The 18,352-nt window shown below is 27.6% G+C and carries 12 protein-coding genes and 1 pseudogene; 10 read left to right on the top strand and 3 right to left on the bottom strand.

What is annotated here, in order from left to right; all coding sequences use genetic code 4:
* Nucleotides 1-6 precede the first annotated feature (6 nt).
* From ACM0IS_RS03770 to ACM0IS_RS03755, 4 genes are all read left to right on the top strand, one after another.
* Entirely contained in the window at nt 7-681 is a 675-nt protein-coding gene (locus ACM0IS_RS03770) for an Mbov_0398 family ICE element protein (protein ID WP_416754253.1), read from the top strand.
* Nucleotides 662-5,218 carry an Mbov_0399 family ICE element protein gene (locus ACM0IS_RS03765; RefSeq protein WP_416756171.1) on the top strand — a complete coding sequence of 1,519 codons (4,557 nt, stop codon included), beginning with the start codon at nt 662-664 and terminating at the stop codon, nt 5,216-5,218. Before ACM0IS_RS03770 ends, ACM0IS_RS03765 begins: the two co-directional genes overlap by 20 nt.
* A gap of 61 nt (nt 5,219-5,279) precedes the next feature.
* Entirely contained in the window at nt 5,280-5,474 is a 195-nt protein-coding gene (locus ACM0IS_RS03760; RefSeq protein WP_416756169.1) for a hypothetical protein, read from the top strand.
* A gap of 85 nt (nt 5,475-5,559) precedes the next feature.
* Nucleotides 5,560-7,347 carry a hypothetical protein gene (locus ACM0IS_RS03755; RefSeq protein WP_416756168.1) on the top strand — a complete coding sequence of 596 codons (1,788 nt, stop codon included), beginning with the start codon at nt 5,560-5,562 and terminating at the stop codon, nt 7,345-7,347.
* A gap of 21 nt (nt 7,348-7,368) precedes the next feature.
* Here ACM0IS_RS03755 and ACM0IS_RS03750 read toward each other — a convergent pair whose 3' ends face one another.
* Nucleotides 7,369-7,566 carry a hypothetical protein gene (locus ACM0IS_RS03750; RefSeq protein ID WP_416756167.1) on the bottom strand — a complete coding sequence of 66 codons (198 nt, stop codon included), beginning with the start codon at nt 7,564-7,566 and terminating at the stop codon, nt 7,369-7,371.
* 132 nt (nt 7,567-7,698) lie between these two features.
* Nucleotides 7,699-8,466 (bottom strand): ParA family protein, encoded by a 768-nt coding sequence (locus ACM0IS_RS03745; RefSeq protein ID WP_416756166.1) that lies wholly within the window; start codon nt 8,464-8,466, stop codon nt 7,699-7,701.
* Between the two features lie 1,215 nt (nt 8,467-9,681).
* Here ACM0IS_RS03745 and ACM0IS_RS03740 point away from each other — a divergent pair.
* Nucleotides 9,682-10,638 (top strand): Mbov_0400 family ICE element protein, encoded by a 957-nt coding sequence (locus ACM0IS_RS03740; protein WP_416756165.1) that lies wholly within the window; start codon nt 9,682-9,684, stop codon nt 10,636-10,638.
* Between the two features lie 106 nt (nt 10,639-10,744).
* Complete coding sequence (locus ACM0IS_RS03735) at nt 10,745-11,971, top strand: Mbov_0401 family ICE element transposase-like protein (protein WP_416756163.1); 1,227 nt, start codon at nt 10,745-10,747, stop codon at nt 11,969-11,971.
* A gap of 657 nt (nt 11,972-12,628) precedes the next feature.
* Here ACM0IS_RS03735 and ACM0IS_RS03730 read toward each other — a convergent pair.
* Nucleotides 12,629-13,180 carry a hypothetical protein gene (locus ACM0IS_RS03730; RefSeq protein ID WP_416756162.1) on the bottom strand — a complete coding sequence of 184 codons (552 nt, stop codon included), beginning with the start codon at nt 13,178-13,180 and terminating at the stop codon, nt 12,629-12,631.
* A 291-nt stretch (nt 13,181-13,471) separates the two neighbouring features.
* Between ACM0IS_RS03730 and rpsL the strand changes: the two genes are divergently transcribed.
* The 4 genes and pseudogenes from rpsL (at nt 13,472) to ACM0IS_RS03710 (ending at nt 17,841) form a co-directional block, all read left to right on the top strand.
* Nucleotides 13,472-13,882, top strand: a complete 411-nt coding sequence (rpsL, locus tag ACM0IS_RS03725) for a 30S ribosomal protein S12 (RefSeq protein ID WP_078747258.1) — start codon at nt 13,472-13,474, stop codon at nt 13,880-13,882.
* 61 nt (nt 13,883-13,943) lie between these two features.
* Nucleotides 13,944-14,414 (top strand): 30S ribosomal protein S7, encoded by a 471-nt coding sequence (gene rpsG / locus ACM0IS_RS03720; RefSeq protein ID WP_305938017.1) that lies wholly within the window; start codon nt 13,944-13,946, stop codon nt 14,412-14,414.
* A gap of 14 nt (nt 14,415-14,428) precedes the next feature.
* Nucleotides 14,429-16,519, top strand: coding sequence for an elongation factor G (gene fusA, locus ACM0IS_RS03715; RefSeq protein ID WP_416756159.1), 2,091 nt, complete (start codon nt 14,429-14,431; stop codon nt 16,517-16,519).
* A gap of 235 nt (nt 16,520-16,754) precedes the next feature.
* Nucleotides 16,755-17,841, top strand: a pseudogene (locus ACM0IS_RS03710) (IS256 family transposase).
* The last annotated feature ends 511 nt before the right edge of the window (nt 17,842-18,352 follow it).

The raw sequence follows: 18,352 nt of genomic DNA, 5'->3' as shown, positions 1-18,352 counted from the left end.
GGAAATATGATAAATGAAGATGAATTAATGAGCAAGCTTGCACAAAAGGAACAAGAAGCTCAGAATGAAAAAGAAAGTAAAATTGAACAATTAATTAAAAGAGATTTAGCTAAAGTAAAACAAGCTGAAAAGCGAGCAAAAGAGAAGAAACAAAAAGAAACTGGAATTGCGACTACAATACGTTTTTATAATGGCGATGATGTTGCACGACTAAATAAGCTTAAAAAGCAACTAGCTGGTCAAAAAGTTTCTTTAAGTGCATATTTAAGCGATATGGTAGCTATGCAGCTTGCTAATGAAGAAAAAGAAATTGTTCTCAAGGATATTAAATCTGACTTATTTTATTCATTTAGAAAAAGTTTTTATGCATCATTAAGCCCTTTTCAACATAATATTATTGCTGAAATAGAAAATGTTGAAGATGAAGTAAAAATTTTAAACGAAAAAGTCGACTTAATATTACAAGCATTATGTGGATATAACATCACAAAAGATGATATAGAAAAAATTAATGCGCATAAAAAAGCAATGTTACAAGAAAGAGAAAAAGAATGAACAAAACGCAAGAAATTAGATGAAACACGAGAAGAAACACTCAATACATTTCAAAATTATGATATTGAACAAAAATTTGATAGTGAAATTCTAAAGGATGAAATTGATGATGAAATATTTGAATAAAAAAGTTAAAAATCTAATTTTATTAGGCGCAAGTACAATTGGTACTGTACCTTGTTTTGTATCTGCATTCATCAACTATGATATACCTGCCGGAGAATATGATGTTTCACGAGCATTGGCTGATATGCAAAAGAAAATATTAAATCGACCAATTGGTAGTTGTGAGTGAAGTTGGTCAACTAATAGTGAAATTAAGTCAATTGGAGATACTGTTTATTTAAAATTTGGCGAAAACAATATTTATCAAGGGATGCAATTACTTGATGATAACGAATTTATAGTCAGCACAGAGAGTTTAGGTTCTTGAAGTACAAAAACAAATTATAAGCGTAAATTAAGTATTCATCCGGATTTTGTAGAACAATTAATTCAAGGTATGGATGTAACTGTACTATACCCAAATGGGAAGAAAATTTTTTCTGGGTCTACAAATGTACTTATTAATAGTGATAAATGAAAACTATGAAAATTATCAGATACTGATACTAAACTTGATACTAATTGAGAAATACAATATGCTAAAGTAAATAGTAGAAAAACTTATACATCTACTGAAACGAAATGATATATCACAGGGCTATCATTTACTTTTAAATATGAAGAACCTAATTTAAAAATTGATAAGTATAATGCTGATAAAATAGCTCAACAATATAACGATTTTGTTAGTGAACTAAAAAGTGAATGAAGAAAAGGGATGAATATTACAACTGATACTGGGGGTGATATTTATACAGAATTACCTAATGAACACGAAAAATCAACAAAAGCTAATAGTGAATATTTAAATGAAGAAATTAAAAGAGTAAATTCCGCAATACGTAACAAGTTATCTAGCAAAATGCATTTAAGTTTAGACAAAATTATTTCTTTAAAAACAAGTATTGCTACTAATACTCACATAAACTTGTATTTAACATCTCCTTGAGGTGACTATTTAATTTATAAAAACTTAAAAGTTAATTTTATTCCATCAGAATACTTTAAGTCAAAAAATGTTGATAATAGATTAACAATTGATTTAGGTAAATGAGTAGATTTTGAAACTGGAACAACTGCATTAGTTAATGATAAATTAGTAAGAGTTGCTGGTGATAAAGAAATTAAGTGTAATGGTAAGAAATGTTATCTTGGTAAATACGAAGTGCATACTCCATTAAAAATTTCATTTATAACAGTTAATGAAAATGAAGTATTAAAAATCAATGGCAAAAGAATTGATGTTTTAAACAAATATTTCGAGGAAGAATTAAAAGATAATAGAAATAATGCTAACGATAATGAAAGAGTATTTGATAGTGGTGTTCAAACCGTAAATGCTAATGGAGAAGAAGTAGCAAAAACAGAAGAAAATTCACATAAGAAAAATGAATATAGAATTGAAATTTATTCATATGATGGTCAAGGAAATTTAGATAAGAATTTAGTTAAGCAATATGAGAAGATACTTGTAATTAATTCTAAAAGCATTCAAGAAGATTTTAAATGATATGCTTGGAACCCCGACGAAAATTATCATCAAAAAGTATTAATTTCACCATACAAAATAGATGAAGATGGAAATGAAATTAAAGACGAAAAAGGGCATAAAATACCTAACGAGCTTTATGATGCAAGTATTGATGTTAAAACCGGTACTAAAAAGCAAATAATTTGAGTACCATCTGAAGGCTTTAATCAAGGGGATGATTATGAAAAATATACTGAAAATGACAATGATTATATTTCGTCATGAGAGCATAAATATGATGAAAGAAGTAGTGAATATAACTATTACTTAAAAACTTTATTGCCTTATGGAGCAAAAACATTATTTAAGCCGGAATTAAAAGATGCTGGATTTATTGCCGAAGCTGTAGTACTTGGTAAGGGTGGATTAAAATCTTATATTGGTGATACAAAAGATGTGCATATCTTTAAAATATTTAGTGATAGCGATGTTTTAGGATACAATAGCGAGTTTGAAACAGATATAAATCAAAGTTCGGAAAATAATTATTTTAGTGAAAGTGGTTTATACCTAATTGTTCAAGATGGCCAAAACGCAATTTCGAACTTTAAATTTGTGCTTATTGATGAAAAAACAAATCCACAAAGCTTATTTACAGATAATGTGCAAAATAAATACTTAATCCCGTTTTGAAATTCAAAAGTAGGTGCTGAGATGTATAACTTTATCTCAGATAAATATAAATTAAAAGATGATGTTATATTTTCTTTAAAATATGAAGATGTCATGGAATATTATAAATTGTTTATGAATGCTATTTATAATAATGAAAAATTTAATGCGCATATCGCAATTACACCATTGCTAAAGAAATATAATGTGCTTACTAAAGAAGAATTTAATGAAAAATTTAAAACAAATGATACGTGAAAATTCAATGATATTAAAAACTACTTTTTTGATAACTTTAAAGGTAGTCAATATGTAGAAATAGATAATGTAACATTTGATGATAATAATAATGTTATTTTGCATTTAAAACTAAATTCATTTAACATTAATCACAAACTCAGTAGCGAAACAATATCGATACCATTAAAAATTAATGGGATTAATAAAACTGTTATCACGCTAAATTGAAATGCTAGCTATTTTCAAAATGAATTAAGCAATAGTATGAATGCTGATGAATATAGCAATAAAATGTTAAGCAATAAAGAAAAATGATTTATTAACTTTAACGATTGAGACAAACTGATTGCTACAGAAGAAAAAAATAATGTTTTCGTAAAATTTGGCATCGTTTTGAAACCGGAATTTCAAGATAAATATTTACTTGCCGGTAGTCCAACTTTTATGATTGATATTACTGGTAAATTTGGAAAAGGTAAAAAGCAAAATACCAAAAATATTTTCGAAAATTTTGGTGAATTAACAATAAATTTAAATGGTGAGACTGATGTTGAAAAGATTAAAAAGTTAATAAAAGAAAAAATTGTAACCTATTACAATTCTCTAATTCTTGATGTAGATTATGAAATTAAAAATTTAGATACTGTAGCTAATGAAAGAAAATTTGTTGAATTGCTTTTAAATAAGGATGGTATTGGAAGCAAATATTCTACATTAGAATTAACTGCTAAAGAAGGTAAAAATGGGCGTGTATTAGTAAAAGTATATAACACTGCACATAGTATTTATGATAAAGAAATTGATTTAAGTAAAATTGTATTAAATGAAGTTACAATTAAAAATGCAAGTAATACTGAAATGTTAACTGAATTATATACAAAAATTAATAATCAGTTAAAAGCACACAATATCAGCGTACCTAATGATATTGACTTTACCATAAATAGTGATTTAATGTTAAGCATTTTGAAAAGAAAAGGTTCTTTTAAAGCAACATTAATTGGTAAAAATGCAATGTTGAAAAATACTACAACTATAAATATATTGACTAATATTGATGCTAATACAAAAGAATTAATTGACTTAAATCAAATAGATAGCTTAAAATCCTTAAAATTCAATGAGAATAAGCTTTCAGTGCTTAAAAATAAATTAATAAACACAATTAGTAATTACTTATTTGAAAAATATTATTTAATTCAAAACAAGGATTATAAATTCGATTTGAATGAAATTAATAAAACATTAAGAGAAGTAATTAAAAACGATAATGTTGAGCATAGTGGATACATTAATATTTATGGAATAAATAATATATCTACTGGTACTAAAGCATTTGAATTTAGTAATAAAACCGATAAAGAAATTGAAGATGATTTGGTAGATATTATTGATTTAGATAATATTCCTAATTGAGAAGAGCATTCTTATAGTTTTAATAGTATGAATTTACTAAGAAATTCGCTTATTAATGATGTAGTTGCATATCTAGCTAAGCAAAAGCTAACAATTTATAAGGATTACACATTTGATATTGATGAAATTAATAAAACATTAAGAGATGTGGTAGTAGGAGATGGAAAAATACATAAAGGCTTAATTAATGTTTACGGTGTTAATAATAGAAGTCAAGGTACTAAAGCATTTGCATTCAGCAATACGACTGATAAAAAGCCTATTGATGATTTAAATAAGCAAATAATTATAAATGGAGTTGCCAAAGCCAAAGATTTAAGCGTAATAAAAGGCGCAAGCTTTATATATAGTGAAAACGACCTAGAAACATTAAAATCAAAATTTATTGATGATTTAAGTAAATATCTTGATGCAATATATGGTATTGAATACAATATTGATTACAATTTAGATGTTAATGAGCTTAATGAAGCTATTAGAAATGTTTCAAAATCTGATGGTATTATTAGAAGTGCATTTGTTAAACTTCATCCTTTAGGTGATGTTAAAAATGATGGTTATGTAACATTAATGAACCGCACAACGCAACAAATTAATGATAATTTAACAAATAATATCAATGATAAGCAAGATGACAAGAATATTGCTAAGCGCGTTGTATGATTTATTGGTATTCCACTTGCATTATTAGCGGTGGGTGCTAGTTCAGTATTGGGATGATTTATTTATGTACGTAAATATCGAAATAAAGTTAAATAGAAATAGCAAGGGTTTCCTTGCTATTTTTGTGTAAAATTATTTATATTAAAAAGGAGATATTATGCAAAAACAATATATTAGTGAAATTCAAGGGATGTTTGATTTTTATGCTGAACTTGGTGTTACACCTAATTATGATTTAAATACTGATGGAGTAATAAAAGGAACTATTATAGAATTTAAGAAAAATAAAGATTTAGACGGGGGGGGTGAAGCACCATATTGAACAGATAATAAGATATTTAAAAGCTTATAATTCAGCTGGAAAAAAAGTTCCATCTAAATCTTATTTAATTTACTTAAATAGTGGTGAATTTATTAAATTTCAAAACTTGGAGCTTTTGGAAACTAACGGATATGAATTAGATGAAATAAATCGTGGGAAATGAATGGATGTCTCTCAGTTTAGAAATGATGAAGATTTCGTTAATAATAATGAATATTTAAGAGGATATATTGATGAATTTTCGATAATTTCTTACAATAACTTGTTTTGCGAAATGCTTTCAGAAAAGAAAGGTAAAAAATATACAGCTAGCAAAGAAGAAGTTAAACAAGAATTTATAAATCCTCAATTACTCAATATTAAGCCATTTGATTGAAATAAACAATTAAAAGATGAAGAAGAGACACCTAGATTTGGATGATTGCATTTTAATATGAATATGTTGGGTGGTGTTTTATTGAAGAAACAGTTAGGTGCTTTCTTCACACCGGAACAATATGTAGAAATCTCTACCAATTATGTTTTAGAAGCCATAGAAAGAAGTAAGGAATTAGGTTATAAAGATTATTTAATAATAGATAGATGTGCTGGCACTGGAAATTTAGAAAGACTATTTAATGAAGAAGTTCTATCACATTGCATATTAAATACAATTGATTATACTGAATGAACAACTTTAAAAGGTCTATATGAGGGTCGAGTAAGAGAAATTATCCCGCCAACAAACGAGTATATTACAGATATGGGGCTGTTAAGTGATGGTGATGCTTTGAGCGAAGGATTTAACACTTACTTGTCAACACTACTTTCGAAGGTAAATCGTGAAGAAACATATTTAATATTTTTAGAAAACCCTCCATTTCGTGATGAAACAAGCACTTTATCATCCAAGGATAAAGAAAGTAGAAAGCATATTACTTATATTGATGGCTTAATGGTTAATGATAAAAAAATTAAAGGCGCACTAAAAAACGAATTAGCTACAAAATTCATATGAAGTGCATTTAATATCTATAAACCTAATGAATATATTTTATATTCGCCAATTAAATATTGAAAAAAAGACCATATTATAGATAAGAAATATTTTAATGGTTATATTTCTAACAGAAAGAATTATAATGCTAACTATGATGCTGGACTGCCTATAATGAATTGAAGCGACGTTGATGATGTGAATGAAGAACTTATACTAGAAAATGGAAATATTAAAAAAATACATAATAGTATAAAAACATTACTGGACAAAACTAAAAATAATGACTATTTTGCAAAAATGTTCATTATGGCTGGTGAATTGCGTCCCATTGGTACTAGTTTAGATAATGGAAAGCAAATTATTAATGATACACCTTGCTTATTAAATGAGAAAAATGCTTTGGAGCAATTACCATTATTTGCAGCAGCAAAATATGAGCCAAAGGATTTAGAACTTTCTATTCTTATGAAAAGTGGGGATGGTGGTCGCTCTTATCAAAGAGATAATGAATTTATGAATGATTGTTTTATATGAGCTTGCTTAACTAACAAAAATAAGTGCATAAGCGATGACTTAAGATTAAACGAAATGGCATTATCCCAAAATTCTCGAGCTGATAATATTTTTAATTCATTTAAAAATAAAGAAAAATATGAATTCATAATGGAAAGCTGAAATAAAATTTTAAATTTTATTAAAAACACAAGCGAATATATAAGCACATATAAATATGGACTTCATCAAATAGAAACTGAAATTAATATAAAAGTTTGAAATGGTGAGTATAATAAAAAACACGAAAAAGTTTTTGTACATAAATATCCCGAATTAAATGATGCAATTAAATATTTAAAGGATAAGTTAAATACTTTATATAGAACTGATATTGAACCTAAAATTTTCAAATATCAATTAGTTAAATAAATAATAGCAAGGGTTGCCTTGCTATATTTTATACTCTTTAATTAAAAGCTCTATGATTTGTGAGCGGTTCATTATATTACCTTTTTGTGTTTTGATAAATTCAAGTTTATCAATAGCTTGTTGGCTTAAGGTTATAGAAATAGCTTTCTTTAAACTATTATTGTTGTTTGTTTTGGTTTCTTCTACGCTGTAACTAGAAACTCTTTCTTTTAAATTCATCTTTCCTCCTTATTTGATAATCATACTGTCGAGCATTGGTATAAAAACATATTTAGATAATATACCTAGCACGATAAAAAGAATAATAAAACCTAGAATATATTCAAATATTTTCATTGTTAAATTCCTCTTTTATTTAATTTTTAGTGATTTAAAGTAATTGGTTAATACGCTTTTGTAGCTAGCGTATTTTTTATATCCTAAAATAGGTTGATTGTACATTAATACATATCGTCTTGGTGATTGTGAGTTTTTAATTCGATGTTGTGAAATAGGTAAGAGTTTAAAATGGTCTTTTAATTGAAATATTAAATCTTCCTCTATTTCGCTTCGAGCATTTGTTATTGTAGGCACTAATGATAATATTTCAAGCTTATGATTTTCCTTTTTAGCGTTATTTATAAAGTTTATAACGTTAGTTAACCCGCTAATAGAGCTAAAATCTGGATTAAAGGGTATTATTAAATATTGTGAGCCTAATAAGGTGTAATATAGCAAGTTGCTTAAATTAGGGCTTGTATCAATAATAATATAGTCATATTTCTTGCTTGATATGATTTCATCTATTATTTCATTAGATAATTTAAATTTCTTCTTTTGTTCCATTAATGATAATAATGTTTCATCGAATTGGCTTAATTCAATTGATGATGTTATAAAATCAATGGTGTTTTTTGAAATTATGGTTTGTTGATAAGAAATATCATTAAACATTATGTCCCAAATAGAATATTTTGCTTTTGGTAAGTAAAAAGTTTCAGCCACATTATTTTGTGCATCAGTATCAATTATTAATACCTTATAACCTTGTTGTGCTAAATAAACTGCGTGGTTAGTGGCTAATGTTGTTTTTAAAACACCACCTTTGTTGTTTAAATAAGTAAGTACTTTTGTTTCCATTTTTCTTCTTTCTATATATATTATATCACAATATAAAATATTATAAAATAATATATTTAATATAAAAGTACTCTGTTTTTTAGCATTAAAAGAAATTTTAACCATAATATAAAATATTATTTTATAATATAAAAAATACTTGACTATATAAAAAACTATGCTACAATATTAATGTAATCATTGTTGATTATAATATTAAACGGGTACGGGTGTAACATCTTAATGAAGATGCACCACGAGGAAGCATTAAGATAAGCCTATTGTACACCGCGGTGGCTAAACTAGGATAAATGTATACAATTTAGTAAAGGATATGTAGACTGGCTAACTAAATAGTGATTTATCAATAGGTGTACACATATGATAAAAAATCCACTTTAATTAGTGGTTTTTTATATTACCTTATAATCTAACATAATATAAAATATGATAAACAATATTAAAATGCTCTATTTTTTAGTTCTAAAATAATTTTAAATCATAATATAAAATAATATTTCATAATATAAAAAATACTTGACTAAAGAAAAAACTATGTTAAAATATTAATGTAATCATTGTTGATTACGATATTAAACGGGTACGGGTGTAACATCTTAATGAAGATGCACCACGAGGAAGCATTAAGATAAGCCTATTGTACACCGCGGTGGCGCACTTGGGTAAACGAATACAATATGGATAAGGAGGCAGAGAGTGGCTGTCTATATAGTGGTTTATCAAAAGCTCTCGACTTAACTAAAATCTGCACTTGCAGATTTTTTTATATTACCTTATAATCTAATATAATATAAAATATGATAAATAATATAAAAATTCTCTATTTTCAAGCAATAAAATAAATTTACAACATAATATAAAATAATATTTCATAATATAAAAAATACTTGACTAAAGAAAAAACTATGTTAAAATATTAATGTAATCATTGTTGATTACGATATTAAACGGGTACGGGTGTAACATCTTAATGAAGATGCACCACGAGGAAGCATTAAGATAAGCCTATTGTACACCGCGGTGGAACACTAGCGCAAACGGATACAATTTAGATAAAGACATTCAGGCTTGAGTTGTCTAAATAGTGGTTTGTTCATAGGCCTGTTACTAATAAATCTACTTGAAAAAGTAGATTTTTTTATCATCTAATTAATAAAGGTTTTTGGGACAATTCCATTCGCTTAAAAAATTAATATAATTTAATATGGAGGAAGAATGGAAGAATTAAAGATAATTAGAGATAAAAAAACTAATGCATATACTAAAGCAAATGAAACAATCATTTTTGATGATGAAGGTAAATCAATTTTGTCTCATTTCACCGGGTATAATAATAGACCACTAATTATATTTGAAATAAATAATAAAACTTATTACTTACCTATAAGAGGAGCAAAAGATGCATCAAAAAAATTGCCTTTTGAAGTTGAGATAACTAAAGATGATGATTTAAATGATAAGTTATCTAAGAATTCTTGAGTTGATACAGCTAATATTCAAATAATGGATAGTGATAAGTTTCATAAAATTTATAGAGAAAAACAATTTTATACATTAAATGATTTAAAAAGTGAAAAACAGCTTGAGATAATATCAAATATATTTTTAAATATAAATAATCAAAAAGCTACAATTCAAGAAATTGATTTTGATAATGACTTAAAAGCCTACTCGAAAATGATTAAACAGAGAAATACATACAAAATTAATGATGAAAAAGCATATGAATTGTATAAAAACACACTACTTTATAATTTAGGTAAATATATTTTAAAGAATAGTGGTGAAAATGATATGTTTAAAAACTATAAAGAAAATAATAATGTATATGAAATTGGTGAACTATACGATATCATTGATAATGATATTAAGCAAAATGGAATTAGAACACAATATGGTAAGTTGATACCTCAATTTAAAGTAATAATTAGTAAAGATATTACAAAATATCCTTTACCTTTATTAAAAATAAATGATGATATGACCTCATTAGAATTTGTGAATATAGATGAATTTACTTTTATTGTGCTTAATAATATAAGCAAAGAAAAAGAAACTTCTAAAACAGATGAATTACTAAATAACGATACATTAATAGAAGATGGCGAAACTTTAAATAATGATGAAGAAATTATAGAAGATAATGATGGAGTAATAAAAACCAAAATATAAAAATATTTTTAGCTATAACTTAATTTTATGTGTTATAATATTGCTAATATATTTATGAACAGCTGATTATTCGCTGTATTTTTTTGACTTTTTTTATAATTAAATAATGAAAAAACTAATTAATATTGCACAATTGCAAATGCAGCAATTTGTTGATACATTAAATAATAAAGAAAAAGAATTCAGAGAAAAGATAAGAAAAGATAAATTCCCAACGTGAAATATATGTCGTAGAAAACAAAAGAAATTTATTACAAAGTACGGTACATTTTTATTAAATATTACTATGTACGAAACTAGAATAAATGGAAAAGTAAAGAGATTTACATATTATCACGATGATATTATGAAACAGATAATGAAATATAAATATGATTATGAGTTAATGAATGATTTATGCTATAAGTATCTGAATGGTGAAAATATTGGGTCCATTAATGGAAAAAGAATATCAGCTAATCATATTAAATATTGAATAAAACTACTCGGGATTGATAAAAATATAGAAGAAGAAAATAATAGATTAATTGATGAAATAAAATCAAAAAAGCTAAATGATTGTAACTCTGATATTGATATTGAAATAGATGATACATATAATGGTGTAAACTCTAAAATAAGTTCAAAAAAGCATTGTTTTAGACAAGCTGTTATTCACTCTAAGCAAGATAATACAATAGGTAAAAATGGTGTAGTGATGCTAATGCTTTTAGGAGATGAAAATTCAAAAACTAGTGGTAAAAAAATTAATGATTTTGAAAATCATATATTAAACAGCATTAATGAATTTACAAGCAAAGGGACAAAATTATATCTAAAAGCGGATGGTGCAAATTGAATAAAAACAATCGCTAATAATATACAAGCTAATTACATTTTAGATTTATTTCACTTAAAATTTGTTACAAGAAAGGCTATAGGATATTCTAAACATAGTAATAATCCATATAAAAATTTCTTTAAAAATTGATATTCAAAAACTTTTAATGCTCGATGATATGATTTATTCGAGTATGTTTTTGAATACAAAACTTTACAAGATTGTGATAGTTTGATGAATATTTTTATGGCTGAATTTGATGAGCTTAAATACGAAAATAATGAGCTGAAAGCACACATTAGAGCATTTATTAAATATATCGATAATAACAAAAAGGGGATATGAAATAAAGAAGGAAAAAGAATAAAACGTTCTTGTTTTACTGAACATTTTGTATATGCTAAATGCAAAAAACACATTCAAAAAGCACAGGCTTTATATAGTTATGAAGCTATAAAATTAAAAATAATGTACGGAAATCTGAAGTCTGGATACTGTACATTATTTTATTAGCAAAAATGTGGTGATGCAGATTTGATGCACAAAATTGAAAAATTCATATTACTATGTAATATGTTTTCTATTTTTTGTCAAAGTGATGCAGATTTGCATCAGATTTTAATTTGCTGATGCAGATTTAACACATAAAAAATGCTTAAATTAAATTACTACGTAATTTACAAGATAAAAAACTGCACCACGGTAAGTGGTTTGATGCAGTGCTTATCTTGCCTTAAAAGGGCGCGCATACGCACGCGTGTAGTTTTTTCTATGAAAAAATTCGATTGAAAAAAAACTGGAAAAAGTGAAAAAAATAGAAAAAATATTAAAAAAAATGCGAAAGTAGTATAATACTATTGAAGTAGCAGGTACGCTACATACTTAATTTTCACGGTTCCTATTTTTAAGATATAAGAAATAGCTATTTAGGTATTTATTTTTAGCATGCTTGCTAAATAAATTTTTTGAATTCTTTAAATTCTTTGCTTGCGATTGTTTGCAAATACTTTTTAGATCTATCGGGAGAGATAAAATAGCATTCAACCTTTCAAGCTATGTCAGTATCATGTATTCTATTTAAACTTATTTCTAAAAATCATTGAGATATTGTACTTTTAGAATAAATTATTATAAACACCATCATAAATAAAAAACATAATAATGCAACAGCTATAATAGGACTAGTAATGGGAGTCATGAATATGATACTGTATCAATCAGTACTGTTATAAAAGATAAAATCATTCCTAATAAAAGTCCCATAACTAGAGGCATAAAAAGCATTAGATGATTAATTTTTTTAGAGTTAATATAATCTTTATATTTAAAGTAGCGATTTATTTCATTTTCATCTGTAGGCTTGAATATTTCTGACTCAGTTAAATTGGAATTGTTATTTTCCTTATAAGCGTTTTGACATAACAAAATAGAACATGTGGCTTTATAAAATGGATGAGCAAAATAAAGTTTCTCTCGATTTCAATCATAATGAGTTGCATTAATTCTTAAAGCTGTTTTGGGATAACTTACTCAATTTATAATATAAAAAATTAGAAATAAGCCTAATAAAATAGAAAATACTATAGTTAGATATTTGAAAGCTATTTGATGCTTAGTTAAATACAAAATTAAGCTAGTTGTATCAATACATAGTAATAAGCCTATTAAAAATTGAATTCATATAGGCATCCAGTAGCAAAATATAGTCTTAGTTTTTGACATCAAACCTCCTTATAGTATGCCTATTTATTAGTCTAGTTAATAAATGATACATGATTCTTAACCTTTAGAAGAAAAATGAAAAATAAAGCAATTTAATTTAGTTTATTTCGAGAAATTAAAAGGTACTTTTAGTAAAGTATCCCTAAAAATAGGAATAAAAAAAATAAAAAAGTTTGACACACTCGGCTAAGTTGTTATATAATAGTTTTGCTATTTTAGATAGCCTAAAATTTTTATTAGAATTAATCTTATTTTTATTACAAACATAAAATAAACGAAAGGAAGCAAAAAATGCCAACAACTAATCAATTAGTTACAAATGGTCGTAGCTCAAAAACAAGAAAGCAAAATGCTCCTGCATTAAGCTTAAGCTACAACTCATTAATCAAAAAAGCTAAAAAAATGGCTTCACCATTTAAACGTGGTGTATGTACTCGTGTTGCAACAATGACACCTAAAAAACCTAACTCAGCTTTACGTAAATACGCTCGTGTTAAGTTATCAAACGGAATGGAAGTTACAGCTTACATTCCTGGTGAAGGACACAACTTACAAGAACACTCTGTTGTTTTAATCCGTGGAGGTCGTGTTAAAGACTTACCTGGGGTTAGATACCACATCGTTCGTGGAACACAAGATGCTGCTGGTGTAGCAAAACGTAACCAAGGACGTAGTCTATACGGAGCTAAAAAAGCTAAATAATAAAAGCATAATTTTATTGAATTAATAACATAAAACACATTAAAAAATTAGGAGGACAATTATGTCAAGAAAGAAAAGTGCACCTATCCGTGAAGTACTTGCAGATCCAGTTTTTAATTCTGTAATCGTTACAAAATTAATTAACCAAATTATGCTTGACGGAAAGAAATCAATTGCTCAAGATATTTTATATTCAGCATTTAACATTATCAAAGAAAAAACAAATAGAGAACCAATGGAAGTTTTCTTAGAAGCTGTGGAAAACATTACTCCACAATTAGAAATTAGAACAAGAAGAATTGGTGGAACAAACTACCAAGTTCCTACAGAAGTTTCTCCACGTAGAAAACAAACATTAGCACTTAGATGATTAGTGCAATACTCTAGATTAAGAAACGAAAAAACAATGGATGTTCGTTTAGCTAACGAAATCATTGACGCATCAAACAAAACAGGTGGAGCTATCAAGAAACGTGAAGACACACATAAAATGGCAGAAGCTAACCGTGCTTTCGCTCATTTCAGATGATAGTTTTATAGGAATATATGGCTAGAGAATATGAATTAAAAGATTACCGTAACATCGGTATTATGGCCCACATTGATGCAGGTAAAACAACAACTACAGAAAGAATTTTATTCCACACAGGAAAAATTCACAAAATTGGTGAAACACACGATGGTGCTTCACAAATGGACTGAATGGCTCAAGAACAAGAACGTGGAATTACAATTACATCAGCTGCTACAACAGCTTTCTGAAAAGGAAAAAGAATTAACATTATCGATACTCCAGGGCACGTTGACTTTACAGTTGAAGTTGAACGTTCACTTCGTGTATTAGATGGTGCTGTAGCTGTACTTGATGCCCAATCAGGTGTTGAACCACAAACAGAAACAGTTTGAAGACAAGCTACAAACTACAAAGTTCCACGTATCGTTTACGTTAACAAAATGGATAAAGCTGGTGCAGACTTTGCTGCTTCAGTTGCTTCAGTTAAACATCGTTTAGGTGGAAATGCAGTTGCTATCCAATGACCTATTGGTGCAGAATCTGACTTCGAAGGAATTATTGACTTAGTTACTTTAGAAGCTATTAAATACAACGGTGAAGCTCAAGAAGAAGAATTCCCAACAGAAATCCCAGCTCACTTAGTTGACATCGTTAAAGAAAAACGTCAAGAATTATTAGAAGCTGTTGCTAACTTTGACGAAGACATGATGATGGTTGTTTTAGAAGGTGGAGACGTTACAGTTGAAGACTTCAAGAAAGCTATCAGAAAAGCTACATTAACATCAGAATTCTTCCCAGTAGTATGTGGTACATCATTCAAAAACAAAGGTGTTAAGAGAATGATTGATGCTGTAGTTGACTACTTACCATCACCACTTGATGTTCCAGCTATCCCAGCTTACGATGGAGAACACACAGTTCACGTTGAAGCTACAGATGATGGATACTTCGCTGGTTTAGCATTCAAAGTTATGACTGACCCATATGTTGGATCATTAACATTCTTCAGAGTTTACCGTGGAGTTCTAGAAAAAGGAAGCTACGTATACAACTCAACTAAAGAACAAAAAGAACGTATCGGACGTATCTTACAAATGCACGCAAACAACCGTGTTGAAATCGATGAATGTCGTGCAGGAGATATTGCTGCTGCTGTTGGACTTAAATACACAACAACAGGTGATACTTTAATCGATGAAAAATCACCAAAAATCGTTCTAGAAAAAATGGTTTTCCCAGAACCAGTTATCTCACAAGCTCTTGAACCAGAATCAAAAGCTGCTACAGAAAAACTTTCATTAGGACTTCAAAAATTAGCTGCAGAAGACCCTACATTTAGAACATACACAGACGAAGAAACAGGACAAACAATTATTGCTGGTATGGGTGAATTACACCTTGACATCATTGTTGATCGTCTAAAACGTGAATTCGGTGTTAAAGCTAAAGTCGGAGCACCTCAAGTTTCATATCGTGAAACAATTACAATTCCAGCTGAAGTTGAAGGAAAACACATCAAACAATCTGGTGGTAAAGGACAATACGGACACGTATGAATTAAATTTGAACCAAACCCAGATGGTGGATTCGAATTTGTTGACAAAATCGTTGGTGGTAAAATTCCTAAAGAATACATTAAATCAATCCAAAAAGGACTTGAAGAAAAAATGGCTGCTGGTATTTTAGCAGGTTACCCAATGATCGACATTAAAGCTACATTATTTGATGGATCATACCACGATGTCGACTCTTCTGAAATGGCTTACAAAATTGCTGCTTCTAAAGCACTTACAAAAGCTAAAGACAAAATTGGTACAGTGTTACTAGAACCTATCATGGATGTTGCAGTAGTTGTTCCTGCAGACCACATGGGGGATGTAATTGGTGACTTATCACGTCGTAGAGGACTTGTTAACGACCAAGAACAAAGAAACGATGGAGCTGTTATTGTTAAAGCTATGGTTCCACTTTCAGAAATGTTTGGATACTCAACAGAACTTAGATCTATGACAAGTGGTCGTGGAACATACCAAATGCAATTCGATCACTACGAAAAATGTCCTAAATCAATCGCTGATGAAATCATCAAACGTAGAAACATTCAAGATAAAGATGAAGATTAATTATCATTCATTTAATAATTTAGGTTGGCTTTAGCCAGCCTTTTTTATACTTTTTTCACTATATCCTGTGTTTCCAAGTTGATAAGGAGTAAAAAACGAATAGCCCCGTAATATAGAGCTATTCGTTTTTTTGATACTATCCAAAATCTTGTGTAAATTTAAAATTACCCAAAAAAGGGTAAAAAGAAAAGATAAGTTACCTTATAATTTTTTTGAACAAGAAAGGAACTTATCTATGAATAATTTTAAACTATTAAACCAAGATTTTATTAAAAACTTTTCTAAAAGTATAAATAGTATTGATGACTTTATGAAACTAATGCTTGAACAATACAAAAACGATATTCAACATATATTAAACGAACTATTAAAAGATGGATTAACTGAATTTCTTAAATACGAGAAATACAAAAGAGCAGATACTGATAATTATAGAAATGGGTACTACACAAGAAAATTATTATTAGAAATCGGAGAAATTGAACTAAATATTCCTAGAGATAGAAATGGGGATTTCAATAATAAACTAATTAAAAATATCAAAGAACACAAGAAGAAGTGACAAAATTAGTCAAAATTTTATTTAAAAAGGGAATGGATTATTCAGATATTATCGATGTCACAACTGATTTATTTGGAAAGCAGTTATCTAAACAATCTATAACAAATATAACTGATAAATTTTTGGTAAATGTTGAAGAATTTAAGAAAAGACAACTTAAAAAGAATATAAAGTTGTCTACTTGGATGCAACATTTTTGAGCATTAAACGTGGTACATATAGCAAAGAAGCTGTTTATATAGCACTCGGTATAAGCCTTGAAGGAAATAAAGAGGTACTAGCTTTTGATATTAATCCTAATGAAAGCGCAAACAACTGAGATGAAATACTTCAAGATATAAAGAATCGTGGTGTTGAGAACGTCGAACTTTTTGTTACTGATGGATTAGCCGGAATTAAAGATGTAATCTTCAAAAACTTTCCATCTACTAAATTTCAAAGATGTTGAACGCATATATCTCGTAATATATCTACAAAAGTGAAACCATCAGATAATTTTGAAATTATCCAAGACTTAAAATTAATTTACAATCAAACCGATGAAGAACAAGCTATTCAAAAATTCAATTCATTTTTAAATAAGTGAAACAAGAAATACCCAAACATTACAAGAGGACTCCTTAAAATTGCGGATGATTTATTTGCGTTCTATTCTTTTCCTTATGCAATACGAAAATCAATATATACGACTAACTTAATAGAAGCATTAAATTCACAAATAAAAAGACAATTAAAGGGTAAAAACAATTCTCCACAGTAGAAGCTACGGAGAAAATACTTGTTGCAATGTTTGAAGAGTACAATTTTAAGAATTCTCAATACAAACATTGTGGGTTTAAAAACATTTAATAAATTATGTATAATTTGTATACCATAAGAATTATAAAACTTATCTTTACAAATTTACACAAAATTATTTATAGTATCAAAATCAATATATACGACTAACTTAATAGAAGCATTAAATTCACAAATAAAAAGACAATTAAAGGGTAAAAACAATTCTCCACAGTAGAAGCTGCGGAGAAAATACTTGTTGCAATGTTTGAAGAGTACAATTTTAAGAATTCTCAATACAAACATTGTGGGTTTAAAAACATTTAATAAATTATGTATAATTTGTATACCATAAGAATTATAAAACTTATCTTTACAAATTTACACAAAATTATTTATAGTATCGTTTTTTGTTCTTAAAATTACATAGAAAAATTACTTTATTAAGTTTAAAATGTAATGGTACAGTTCGATTTCTTCTTTAATTTCATCAG

Source organism: Mycoplasma aquilae ATCC BAA-1896, assembly GCF_048074525.1.
GTDB lineage: Bacteria > Bacillota_I > Bacilli_A > Mycoplasmatales > Metamycoplasmataceae > Mycoplasmopsis > Mycoplasmopsis aquilae.
Note: the sequence above shows the minus strand (reverse complement) of the source record. Positions and strands in the feature narration are given on the sequence as shown.